The organism is Streptomyces sp. NPDC093795, assembly GCF_044764665.1.
Lineage (GTDB): Bacteria > Actinomycetota > Actinomycetes > Streptomycetales > Streptomycetaceae > Streptomyces.
On sequence record NZ_JBIWIO010000010.1, the window covers coordinates 38,245 to 50,043 of the forward strand.

The following is an 11,799-nucleotide window of genomic DNA, read 5'->3' on the forward strand; positions in this document are numbered from 1 at the left end:
GCCCCCATCACCTTCTTCCGCTCGATCGGCGACGAGATCAACCAGGCGCTGGACCCGGTGGTGACGGCACTGACGGGCGTACGGGCGCGCGACTGAGGTCTGCCGGGTGGCGGTCCGGCGGACGGAGTCCGACGCAGCGGCCCGATACCCGGGAGGCCCCTCGGGGCCGAGCGGTGCGAGGGGCGCGTCGGGGATTGGGTCCCGTACGGCGCCCCCATCACCTTCTTCCGCTCGATCGGCGACGAGATCAACCAGGCGCTGGACCCGGTGGTGACGGCACTGACGGGCGTACGGGCGCGCGACTGACGCCACCACGCGGGCGTACGGGCGCGCGACTGAGGCTCTCGCGCTTCGGCGGGCGGGGTGGGGTTCCGGTGCCTACATTGGTGACATGTCGGTCACCGCTCCACCCGCCGAGGAACTCGACGTCCTGCGTCGGCAGGACCCGGAGGTCGCCGACGTGCTGCTCGGCGAGGCGCGGCGGCAGGCCGACAGCCTGCAGTTGATCGCCGCCGAGAACTTCACCTCGCCCGCCGTGCTCGCCACCCTCGGCTCCTCGCTCGCCAACAAGTACGCCGAGGGCTATCCCGGCGCCCGTCACCACGGCGGCTGCGCGTACGCCGACGCCGCCGAGCGGATCGCCGTGGAGCGGGCCACCTCGCTCTTCGGCGCCGACCACGCGAACGTCCAGGCCCACTCGGGCTCCTCGGCCGTCCTGGCGGCGTACGCGGCCCTTCTCAGGCCCGGTGACACGGTGCTCGCGATGGGCCTGAACCACGGCGGGCACCTCACACACGGTTCCCCCGCGAACTTCTCCGGCCGCTGGTTCGACTTCGTCCCGTACGGCGTGGACGCCGAGACCGGGCTCGTCGACTACGAGCAGGTCGCCGCGCTCGCCCGCCACCACCGCCCCAAGGCGATCGTGTGCGGCTCCATCTCCTACCCCCGCCACCTCGACTACGCGATCTTCCGCGAGATCGCCGACGAGGTCGGCGCCTATCTCATCGCCGACGCCGCCCACCCCATCGGCCTGGTCGCCGGGGGAGCGGCCCCCAGCCCCGTCCCGTACGCCGACGTGGTCTGCGCCACCACCCACAAGGTGCTGCGGGGCCCGCGGGGCGGAATGATCCTCTGCGGCGACGACCTCGCGGGGCGGATCGACCGCGCGGTGTTCCCGTTCACCCAGGGCGGCGCCCAGATGCACACGATCGCGGCGAAGGCGGTGGCCTTCGGCGAGGCGTCCACCCCGGCGTTCACCGCGTACGCCCATCAGGTGGTCGAGCACGCCAGGGTCCTCGCGGCCGCGCTCGCCGCCGAGGGCTTCGCGCTGACCACCGGCGGCACCGACACCCACCTCATCACCGCCGACCCCTCGCCCCTCGGCATCGACGGCCGCACCGCCCGCACCCGCCTCGCCGCCGCCGGCATCGTCCTCGACACCTGCGCCCTGCCCCACGGGGACGCGCGCGGCATCCGGCTCGGCACGGCGGCCGTCACCACGCAGGGCATGGGCACCCCCGAGATGGCCAGAATTGCCGCACTGTTCACCGCCGCGCTACGCGACGACGCCGGGGAGACCGCCCGCGTACGGGCGGAGGTACGGGCGCTGACCGCACGTTTTCCCCCGTATGGGCGCTGAGGGAAGATCGCGGAAAACCCGAACGCAACCGTTCGGCGCCCCCGGGTGTCTCCAAGCACATGGACGGCACGGCTAGGGTGTGGGGCTGAGATGGCCAGCGATTCCTGTGGGGCAGCCCGTGCGTGATTACCTGCTGACGCTCTGTGTCACGGCCGCGGTGACCTATCTGCTCACCGGTCCGGTGCGGAAGTTCGCCATCGCGACCGGGGCGATGCCGGAGATCCGCGCCCGCGACGTACACCGAGAACCGACTCCGCGGCTCGGTGGCATCGCCATGTTCTTCGGGCTGTGCGCGGGACTCCTCGTCGCCGACCACCTGCAGAACCTGAACAGCGTCTTCGAGCTCTCCAACGAGCCCCGCGCGCTGCTCTCCGGTGCCGCCCTGATCTGGCTGATCGGCGTCCTGGACGACAAGTTCGAACTGGACGCCCTGATCAAGCTGGGCGCGCAGATGATCTCCGCGGGCGTCATGGTCGCGCAGGGTCTGACGATCCTGTGGCTGCCGATCCCGGGCGTCGGCGTGGTCTCCCTGACCCCCTGGCAGGGCACGCTCCTGACCGTCGCCCTGGTCGTCCTCACCATCAACGCCGTCAACTTCGTCGACGGTCTCGACGGTCTCGCCGCCGGCATGGTCTGCCTCGCCGCCGCCGCCTTCTTCCTGTACGCCTACCGCCTCTGGTACGGCTACACGATCGAGGCCGCCGCCCCCGCGACGCTCTTCACCGTCATCCTCATGGGCATGTGCCTCGGCTTCCTGCCGCACAACATGCACCCGGCGCGGATCTTCATGGGCGACTCGGGCTCGATGCTGATCGGTCTGATCCTGGCGGCCTCCGCCATCTCGATCACCGGCCAGGTCGACCCGGACGCGCTGAAGATCTTCGAGGGCTCCACCCGTGAGGCCACGCACGCCGCCCTGCCGGTCTTCATCCCGCTGCTGCTGCCGCTGACGATCATCGCGATCCCGATGGCGGACCTGGTCCTCGCGATCGTGCGCCGTACGTGGAAGGGCCAGTCGCCGTTCGCGGCCGACCGCGGGCACCTGCACCACCGGCTCCTGGAGATCGGGCACTCGCACAGCCGCGCGGTGCTGATCATGTACTTCTGGTCGGCCCTGATCGCCTTCGGGACGCTGGCGTACTCGGTCCACTCGGCCTCGATGTGGATCGTCCTCTGTGTCGTCGGGCTGAGCGCGATCGGTCTGGTGCTGCTCCTGCTGCCGCGCTTCACGCCGCGGGCCCCCCGCTGGGCCGAGTCGGTCGTACCGCCCCGCTACCGGCGCCGCAAGCGGATTCCCGTCGTGGAGGCCGTCCCGGAGCCCGTCGAGGCCGAGGAGGAGCGGATTCCGGTGCCGGCCGGGCTCCACGGCTCCACGGCCATCGGCAACCGCGCGCGCTTCACGGACCGGCGGAAGGCCGGAACGCCAAGTTGACGAAAGCCGCAACCGCGGCGAATACCAGACAAGGTGCCTTCCTGTCGCGCACACACGCGCGGAGTAACTCTCATGTGTGACAGTTGGCACACCTTCTGGGTAAAGACCTATTCAAATAGTTTGTGATACGGTTCACGAGACCCGGCGCCAGAGCCGAAAGACCGTAGTGCGACGGTCTGTTGGCCCCGAGACCCACCTCGGACCGGGCATACGCTCGTCCACGACGCACCATCGCCCCCTTCAGCAAGCGGAGACACCGCCATGCCGTCCAACGACGCACGCATCCTTGTGCACACCGCCGTACCCACCGCAGCCGTCGGCGTCGTCGCCACGGTCATCAGCGGGGTGGTCGCCGGTGGCAAGGGTGCGATCGGAGCCGTCGTCGGCACCCTGGTGGTCCTCCTCTTCATGGGGATCGGGCAGCTGGTCCTCCAGCGGACGGCGAAGTCCTTCCCGCACCTCTTCCAGGCCATGGGGCTCATGCTCTACACGGCCCAGCTGCTGGTGCTCTTCATCTTCCTGGCCTTGCTCAAGAACACGACGCTGTTCGACTTCAAGGCCTTCGCCTTCACCCTGCTCGCGGCGACCGTGGTGTGGGTCGCCGCACAGGCCCGGGCGTACATGAAGGCCAAGATCACCTACATCGACCCCGGGAACACGGGGTCGAAGTCGTGAAGGGTAGGCCCGGGATAAAGCCGCGTTCGGCTTCCTGCTATCGTCCGGTGCCAACTGCGGCACTGCGGGCGCGGGCATCCGAGACGCCTGTCCCAGCGCGAGGCTCGATGCCGAACCGCCGCCCCCTTATCCGTAAGACCAGTCCAGTGCCGACCCGCGGCTGCGTGCCGCGCCGACACATCGAGGTTGCCGTACCCATGCGCCACGCTGAAGGAGCCCGCGGTGAGTGCTGACCAGACGCTTGCCTTCGACCCGGATTGCCACATCTTCAGTGGATGTGGCTTCCCGGCGCCGGGCCTGCACACGTTCATGTACGAGCCCGTCGCGACGGTGGCCGGCATCGAGCTCACCAAGCCGATGCTGCTCGCCATCCTCGGCTCCATCGTGATCGTCGGGTTCTTCTGGGCCGCCTTCAGCAAGCCCAAGCTGATCCCCGGCAAGCTCCAGATGGTCGGCGAGGCCGGTTACGACTTCGTACGCCGCGGCATCGTCTACGAGATCATCGGCAAGAAGGACGGCGAGAAGTACGTCCCCTTCATGGTGTCGCTGTTCTTCTTCGTCTGGATCATGAACCTCTGGTCGATCATTCCGCTCGCCCAGTTCCCGGTCACCTCGCTGATCGCCTTCCCGGCCGGTCTCGCGCTGATCGTGTACGTGATGTGGATCTCGCTCACCTTCAAGAAGCACGGCTTCGTGGGTGGCTGGAAGAACATCGTCGGCTACGACAAGTCCCTCGGTGCGATCCTCCCGATGGTCGTCGTCCTGGAGTTCTTCTCGAACCTCCTCATCCGGCCGTTCACCCACGCGGTGCGACTGTTCGCGAACATGTTCGCCGGTCACCTGCTGATCGTGATGTTCTCGCTGGCCACCTGGTACCTCATGAACGGCCTGGGCTTCGTCTACGCCGGCGCCTCGTTCGTGATGGTCCTCGTGATGACCGCCTTCGAGCTCTTCATCCAGGCCGTCCAGGCGTACGTCTTCGTGCTCCTGTCCTGCAGCTACATCCAGGGCGCGCTCTCCGAGCACCACTGAGCCGATCCGTCCCGGATCGTAGCTTCACCCCCAATCCAACAGTCGTCCGGTGGCCAACCCCCACCGGGTCATTGAAAGAGAAGGAAGTAACGGCATGTCCGCTGCTCTCGAACTGGTCAACCTCGCCGCCCCCGGTGACTCCGCCAAGACCACCCTCGTCGGCAACGTCGCGTCCATCGGCTACGGCCTCGCGGCCATCGGCCCCGGCGTCGGCGTCGGCATCATCTTCGGTAACGGTACGCAGGCCCTCGCCCGCCAGCCCGAGGCCGCCGGTCTGATCCGCACCAACCAGATCATGGGCTTCGCCTTCTGTGAGGCGCTCGCCCTCATCGGCATCGTCATGGGCTTCGTCTACCAGTAAGCCGGACCGACTGCCCGATTCTTTTTACGGAAGGCACTGATGTGAACGCTCTGCTTCTTGCGGCAGCGGAGGAGCCCCAGCCTCCTCTGCTCCCGCATCTCGACGAGCTCGTCATCGGCCTGATCGCCTTCGTCATCGTCTTCGGCTTCCTCGCCAAGAAGCTCCTCCCGAACATCAACAAGGTTCTGGAGCAGCGTCGCGAGGCCATCGAGGGTGGCATCGAGAAGGCCGAGTCGGCCCAGATCGAGGCTAAGAGTGTGCTGGAGCAGTACAAGGCCCAGCTCGCCGAGGCCCGCCACGAGGCCGCGCGTCTTCGCCAGGAGGCGACGGAGCAGGGCACCGCGATCATCCAGGAGATGAAGGCGGAAGGCCAGCGCCAGCGCGAGGAGATCATCGCGGCCGGTCACACGCAGATCGAGGCCGACCGCAAGGCCGCCTCTGCGTCGCTGCGCCAGGACGTGGGCAAGCTCGCCACCGACCTGGCCGGCAAGCTGGTCGGCGAGTCCCTCGAGGACACCGCCCGTCAGAGCCGCACCATCGACCGCTTCCTCGACGAGCTCGAGGAGAAGGCCGAGGCGGTCCGATGAACGGAGCGAGCCGCGAGGCAATGTCCGCCGCCCGTGAGTCCCTCGACGCGCTGACCGACAACACGTCGGCCGACGCGACGAAGCTCGCGGACGAGCTGGCCGCAGTCACCGTGCTGCTCGACCGTGAGGTGTCGCTGCGCCGGGTCCTGACCGACCCCGCGCAGTCGGGTGAGGCCAAGGCCGAGCTCGCGCAGCGACTCCTGAGCGGTCAGGTGGGCGGCGCGACCGTCGACCTGATGTCCGGCATGGTGCGTTCCCGCTGGTCGCGTTCGCGTGACCTGGTCGACGCGGCCGAGGAGCTGGCGAACACCGCCGACCTCACCGCGGCGCAGAAGGCGGGCGCCCTCGACGACGTCGAGGACGAGCTGTTCCGGTTCGGCCGGATCGTGTCCTCCAGCCCCGAGCTCCGCTCGGCGCTGACGGACAAGGCCGCCACGGCCACCGCCAAGGGCGCGCTGCTCCGCAGCCTGCTCGGCGGCAAGGCCCACGCGACCACCGAGCGCCTGGTCGTCCGTCTGGTGACCCAGCCCCGGGGACGTAGCCTGGAAGCGGGACTCGAGTCCCTGTCCAAGCTCGCCGCGGCGCGCCGGAACCGGATGGTCGCCGTCGTCACCTCGGCGGTGCCGCTGTCGGACCAGCAGAAGCAGCGCCTCGGTGCCGTCCTCGCCAAGCTGTACGGCCGCGAGATGCACCTGAACCTGGACGTGGACCCGGCGGTCCTCGGCGGGATCACCGTGCAGGTCGGCGACGAGGTCATCAACGGGTCCATCGCGGAGCGCCTCGACGAGGCGACCCGTCGACTGGCCGGCTGAGGCAGCCACCCCGGCACAAGGCATCACAGCACAAGGCATCACAGCATCACAGCACCACCTGCGGCCCGGTTGGGCCGTGCAGAGATTGCAGAAGATTCCTGGGGGTCGGCCCCCAGACCCCTTAAGAAACTTCGGGCCCAACAAGGAGAGCAGGGAACCCAGATGGCGGAGCTCACGATCCGGCCGGAGGAGATCCGGGACGCACTGGAGAACTTCGTCCAGTCGTACCAGCCGGACGCGGCCTCGCGCGAGGAGGTCGGCACGGTCAGCCTGGCCGGTGACGGTATCGCGAAGGTCGAGGGTCTTCCCTCGGCCATGGCGAACGAGCTGCTGAAGTTCGAGGACGGGACCCTGGGTCTCGCGCTGAACCTCGAAGAGCGCGAGATCGGCGCGATCGTCCTCGGCGAGTTCAGCGGCATCGAGGAGGGGCAGTCGGTGCAGCGCACCGGCGAGGTCCTCTCCGTCGGTGTCGGTGAGGGATACCTGGGTCGCGTCGTCGACCCGCTCGGCAACCCGATCGACGGTCTCGGCGAGATCGCGACCGAGGGCCGCCGCGCCCTCGAGCTGCAGGCCCCGGGCGTCATGGCCCGTAAGTCGGTGCACGAGCCGATGGAGACCGGTTACAAGGCCGTCGACGCCATGACGCCGGTCGGCCGTGGCCAGCGTCAGCTGATCATCGGTGACCGTCAGACCGGCAAGACCGCGCTGTGCGTCGACACGATCATCAACCAGCGTGACAACTGGCGCTCGGGCGACGTGAACAAGCAGGTCCGCTGCATCTACGTCGCCATCGGCCAGAAGGGCTCGACCATCGCGTCCGTTCGCGGCGCCCTGGAAGAGGCCGGCGCGCTCGAGTACACGACGATCGTCGCCGCCCCGGCGTCCGACCCGGCCGGCTTCAAGTACCTGGCGCCGTACACCGGCTCCGCCATCGGTCAGCACTGGATGTACCAGGGCAAGCACGTCCTGATCGTCTTCGACGACCTGTCGAAGCAGGCCGACGCCTACCGCGCCGTGTCCCTGCTGCTGCGCCGCCCGCCGGGCCGTGAGGCCTACCCGGGTGACGTCTTCTACCTGCACTCGCGTCTCCTCGAGCGCTGCGCGAAGCTCTCGGACGAGCTCGGTGCCGGTTCGATGACGGGTCTCCCGATCGTCGAGACCAAGGCGAACGACGTGTCGGCGTTCATCCCGACCAACGTCATCTCCATCACCGACGGCCAGTGCTTCCTGGAGTCCGACCTGTTCAACGCCGGCCAGCGTCCGGCCCTGAACGTCGGTATCTCGGTCTCGCGTGTCGGTGGCTCCGCCCAGCACAAGGCGATGAAGCAGATCTCCGGTCGCCTCCGTGTGGACCTCGCCCAGTTCCGTGAGCTGGAGGCGTTCGCTGCCTTCGGTTCCGACCTGGACGCGGCCTCCAAGGCGCAGCTGGAGCGTGGACAGCGCATGGTCGAGCTGCTCAAGCAGGCTCAGTACCAGCCGATGCCCACCGAGAACCAGGTCGTCTCCGTCTGGGCCGGCACCACCGGCAAGATGGACGACGTCCCGGTGGCCGACATCCGCCGCTTCGAGGCCGAGCTCCTGGCGTACCTCCGCCAGAGCCACTCCGGTCTCATGACCTCCATCCGTGAGGGCGGCAAGATGTCGGACGACACGCTGCAGTCCGTCGCCGACGCGATCGCGGAGTTCAAGAAGCAGTTCGAGACCTCTGACGGCAAGCTGCTGGGCGAGGACGCTCCTGCCGCCGTCAACGTCTCGAAGTGACGACGGAAGGGACCTGACTCATGGGAGCTCAGCTCCGGGTCTACAAGCGTCGCATCAAATCCGTCACCGCGACGAAGAAGATCACCAAGGCGATGGAGATGATCGCCGCCTCGCGTGTCGTCAAGGCGCAGCGCAAGGTACAGGCGTCGACTCCGTACGCGACCGAGCTGACCCGCGCGGTCACGGCGGTGGCCACGGGTGCCAATGACAAGCACCCGCTGACCACCGAGGCGGAGAACCCGATCCGTGCCGCGGTCCTGCTCCTCTCGAGCGACCGCGGTCTGGCCGGCGCATTCAACTCCAACGCCATCAAGGCGGCGGAGAAGCTGACGGCGAAGCTCGAGGGCGAGGGCCGCGAGGTCACCGTCTACGTCGTCGGCCGTCGAGGCATCGCGCACTACAACTTCCGCGAGCGGAAGCTGGCCGGTACGTGGACCGGGTTCACGGACCAGCCGTCGTACGGCGACGCCAAGACGATCGCGGCACCGCTGATCGAGGCGATCGAGCAGGACACGGCCGAGGGCGGCGTGGACGAGCTCCACATCGTCTACACCGAGTTCGTCTCGATGATGACGCAGACGGCGGTCGAGGCCCGGCTGCTGCCCCTCAGCCTCGACGAGGTGGCGAAGGAGGCAGGCGAGTCGGACACGCTCCGCCCGCTGTACGACTTCGAGCCGTCGGCGGAGGACGTCCTCGACGCCCTGCTGCCCCGGTACGTCGAGAGCCGTATCTACAACGCGCTGCTCCAGTCGGCTGCTTCCAAGCACGCCGCCACGCGCCGCGCGATGAAGTCGGCGACCGACAACGCGGGAGACTTGATCAACAATCTCTCCCGACTTGCCAACGCGGCCCGCCAGGCCGAAATCACCCAGGAAATCAGCGAGATCGTCGGTGGCACCGCAGCCCTGGCCGACGCGACCGCGGGGAGTGACAAGTAATGACGACCACTGTTGAGACGGCCGCCGCCACGGGCCGCGTCGCCCGGGTCATCGGCCCGGTCGTCGACGTGGAGTTCCCCGTCGACGCGATGCCGGCGATCTACAACGCGCTGCACGTCGAGGTCATGGACCCGACCGTGGAGGGCGCGACCAAGACGCTGACCCTCGAGGTCGCCCAGCACCTCGGTGACGGCGTCGTCCGCGCCATCTCCATGCAGCCCACCGACGGTCTGGTCCGCCAGGCCCCGGTGACCGACACGGGCACGGGCATCACCGTCCCGGTCGGCGACGTCACCAAGGGTCGCGTGTTCAACACGCTCGGCCAGGTGCTGAACGACGACGAGTCCACCGTGGCCGACGCGCCGCGCTGGACGATCCACCGCAAGGCCCCGGCCTTCGACCAGCTCGAGTCCAAGACCGAGATGTTCGAGACCGGCCTGAAGGTCGTCGACCTTCTCACCCCGTACGTCAAGGGTGGAAAGATCGGTCTGTTCGGTGGTGCCGGTGTCGGCAAGACCGTTCTGATCCAGGAAATGATCGTCCGTGTGGCCAAGCTGCACGACGGTGTGTCGGTCTTCGCGGGCGTCGGCGAGCGTACCCGTGAGGGTAACGACCTGATGGTCGAGATGGAGGAGGCCGGCGTTCTCGACAAGACCGCGCTGGTCTTCGGCCAGATGGACGAGCCCCCGGGCACCCGTCTGCGCGTGGCCCTCGCCGGTCTGACCATGGCGGAGTACTTCCGCGATGTGCAGAAGCAGGACGTGCTGTTCTTCATCGACAACATCTTCCGCTTCACCCAGGCCGGTTCCGAGGTGTCGACCCTGCTCGGCCGTATGCCCTCCGCGGTGGGTTACCAGCCGAACCTGGCCGACGAGATGGGTCTCCTCCAGGAGCGCATCACCTCGACCCGTGGTCACTCGATCACCTCGATGCAGGCGATCTACGTCCCCGCGGACGACCTGACCGACCCGGCTCCGGCCACCACCTTCGCCCACCTCGACGCGACGACGGTTCTCTCCCGTCCGATCTCCGAGAAGGGCATCTACCCGGCCGTGGACCCGCTGGACTCCACGTCCCGGATCCTGGACCCGCGCTACATCGCGCAGGACCACTACGACGCCGCCATGCGCGTCAAGGGAATCCTGCAGAAGTACAAGGACCTCCAGGACATCATCGCGATTCTCGGTATCGACGAGCTGAGCGAGGAGGACAAGCTCGTTGTCCACCGCGCCCGCCGTGTCGAGCGATTCCTGTCCCAGAACACCCACGCGGCGAAGCAGTTCACCGGTGTGGACGGTTCGGACGTTCCGCTCGACGAGTCGATCTCCGCGTTCAACGCGATCTGCGACGGTGAGTACGACCACTTCCCCGAGCAGGCGTTCTTCATGTGCGGTGGCATCGAGGACCTCAAGAACAACGCCAAGGAACTCGGCGTCTCCTGAGCCTCGCGCCACCCGAGGGGGGCGGGACCTGTCCCGCCCCTCTCACCACGCCCACTAGAATTGACCCCAACACCCGGCACGACCGCCGGGTGGTGACCCGAGGAGCCACCCTTGGCTGCTGAGCTGCACGTCGAGCTGGTCGCCGCGGACCGGAGTGTCTGGTCCGGCGAGGCCACCCTGGTCATCGCGCGTACCACCTCCGGCGACATCGGCGTCATGCCCGGCCACCAGCCGCTGCTCGGTGTGCTGGAGTCGGGCCCGGTGACCATCCGTACCAGCGAGGGCGCGACCGTCGTCGCCGCCGTCCACGGTGGATTCATCTCGTTCGCCGACGACAAGCTGTCTCTGCTCGCGGAGATCTGCGAGCTGGCGGACGAGATCGACGCCCAGCGCGCCGAGCGCGCGCTGGAGCGTGCGAAGTCGGACTCCGACGCCGCCGCCGAGCGGCGCGCCGATGTCCGGCTGCGCGCGGTAGCGGTCCGCTGACGGTCCGCGCCGAGTAGTGCCCTCAGCCGCGGCACGGTCCGGAATTTTCCGGAGCGTGCCGCGGCTGAGGCGATGCAGATGCAGGTTGTATTCGGTTCTGCCGGTGATGCCGGCTACGGGACGCAGCGAGGAGGTCGGTGAAGATGTTCCTCGCTCTGCTCGTGTGCGGCCTGGTCGTCGCACTGGTGGTGATCGGGCTCTTCGTCTTCGGCTTGCGCCGGAGGCTGATCCAGCGTGCCGGCGGCACCTTCGACTGTTCCCTGCACTGGAACGTCCCGGACGATCCGGATCCGAGCGGCAAGGGCTGGGTGTACGGCGTCGCCCGCTACAGCGGTGACGAGATCGCCTGGTTCCGGGTCTTCTCGTACTCGCCCCGCCCGCGCCGGGTCCTCGAGCGCTCGTCGATCGTGGCCCTGGAGCGCCGGTCGCCGGAGGGCGAGGAGGAGCTCGCGCTGCTCTCCGACGCGGTGATCCAGCCCTGTATGTACGAGGGTGTGCGTCTGGAGCTCGCGATGAGCGAGGACGCGCGGACCGGTTTCATGGCCTGGCTGGAGGCGGCGCCTCCGGGCCAGAGGGTGAACGTCGCCTGAGTCGCCTCAGGCGTGAAGAAGCGGGGGACGGCGTGCTGCGCCGT

General features: G+C 68.3%; 12 protein-coding genes and 2 pseudogenes. All 14 read left to right on the forward strand.

The annotated features are described in order from the left end of the window. Positions 1-96, forward strand: a pseudogene (locus ACIRB7_RS25300) (protein-tyrosine-phosphatase); the annotation flags it as partial. Between the two features lie 105 nt (positions 97-201). Then, a pseudogene (locus ACIRB7_RS25305) lies at positions 202-306 on the forward strand (protein-tyrosine-phosphatase); the annotation flags it as partial. A gap of 85 nt (positions 307-391) precedes the next feature. Next, complete coding sequence (glyA, locus tag ACIRB7_RS25310; RefSeq protein WP_403602822.1) at positions 392-1,639, forward strand: serine hydroxymethyltransferase; 1,248 nt, start codon at positions 392-394, stop codon at positions 1,637-1,639. Between the two features lie 118 nt (positions 1,640-1,757). After that, the gene (locus tag ACIRB7_RS25315) at positions 1,758-3,071 is read left to right on the forward strand and encodes an MraY family glycosyltransferase (protein ID WP_351215320.1); all 1,314 of its coding nucleotides are present in this window, start codon (positions 1,758-1,760) and stop codon (positions 3,069-3,071) included. Positions 3,072-3,332: 261 nt separating this feature from the next. Continuing rightward, on the forward strand, positions 3,333-3,746 hold the full coding sequence (locus ACIRB7_RS25320; protein WP_403602825.1) for a hypothetical protein: 414 nt from the start codon (positions 3,333-3,335) through the stop codon (positions 3,744-3,746). Between the two features lie 222 nt (positions 3,747-3,968). Beyond that, positions 3,969-4,778, forward strand: coding sequence for a F0F1 ATP synthase subunit A (gene atpB / locus ACIRB7_RS25325; RefSeq protein WP_351215316.1), 810 nt, complete (start codon positions 3,969-3,971; stop codon positions 4,776-4,778). Positions 4,779-4,872: 94 nt separating this feature from the next. Then, positions 4,873-5,139, forward strand: coding sequence for an ATP synthase F0 subunit C (atpE, locus tag ACIRB7_RS25330; protein WP_055599282.1), 267 nt, complete (start codon positions 4,873-4,875; stop codon positions 5,137-5,139). A gap of 41 nt (positions 5,140-5,180) precedes the next feature. Beyond that, a complete protein-coding gene (locus ACIRB7_RS25335) occupies positions 5,181-5,726 on the forward strand; it encodes a F0F1 ATP synthase subunit B (RefSeq protein ID WP_351215312.1) in 546 nt (181 codons plus the stop codon). Continuing rightward, entirely contained in the window at positions 5,723-6,538 is an 816-nt protein-coding gene (locus tag ACIRB7_RS25340) for a F0F1 ATP synthase subunit delta (RefSeq protein ID WP_403602828.1), read from the forward strand. The genes ACIRB7_RS25335 and ACIRB7_RS25340 overlap by 4 nt, the downstream gene beginning before the upstream one ends. A 162-nt stretch (positions 6,539-6,700) precedes the next feature. Beyond that, complete coding sequence (gene atpA / locus ACIRB7_RS25345; protein ID WP_403602830.1) at positions 6,701-8,299, forward strand: F0F1 ATP synthase subunit alpha; 1,599 nt, start codon at positions 6,701-6,703, stop codon at positions 8,297-8,299. A gap of 20 nt (positions 8,300-8,319) precedes the next feature. Beyond that, the gene (locus ACIRB7_RS25350; RefSeq protein ID WP_403602832.1) at positions 8,320-9,237 is read left to right on the forward strand and encodes a F0F1 ATP synthase subunit gamma; all 918 of its coding nucleotides are present in this window, start codon (positions 8,320-8,322) and stop codon (positions 9,235-9,237) included. Next, positions 9,237-10,679: a F0F1 ATP synthase subunit beta gene (atpD, locus tag ACIRB7_RS25355; RefSeq protein WP_403602834.1), complete on the forward strand. Its 1,443-nt coding sequence runs from the start codon at positions 9,237-9,239 to the stop codon at positions 10,677-10,679. Before ACIRB7_RS25350 ends, atpD begins: the two co-directional genes overlap by 1 nt. A gap of 111 nt (positions 10,680-10,790) precedes the next feature. Continuing rightward, the gene (locus ACIRB7_RS25360; RefSeq protein ID WP_024761909.1) at positions 10,791-11,165 is read left to right on the forward strand and encodes a F0F1 ATP synthase subunit epsilon; all 375 of its coding nucleotides are present in this window, start codon (positions 10,791-10,793) and stop codon (positions 11,163-11,165) included. A 143-nt stretch (positions 11,166-11,308) separates the two neighbouring features. Next, positions 11,309-11,755, forward strand: coding sequence for a DUF2550 domain-containing protein (locus ACIRB7_RS25365; protein ID WP_403602836.1), 447 nt, complete (start codon positions 11,309-11,311; stop codon positions 11,753-11,755). Positions 11,756-11,799 lie beyond the last annotated feature (44 nt).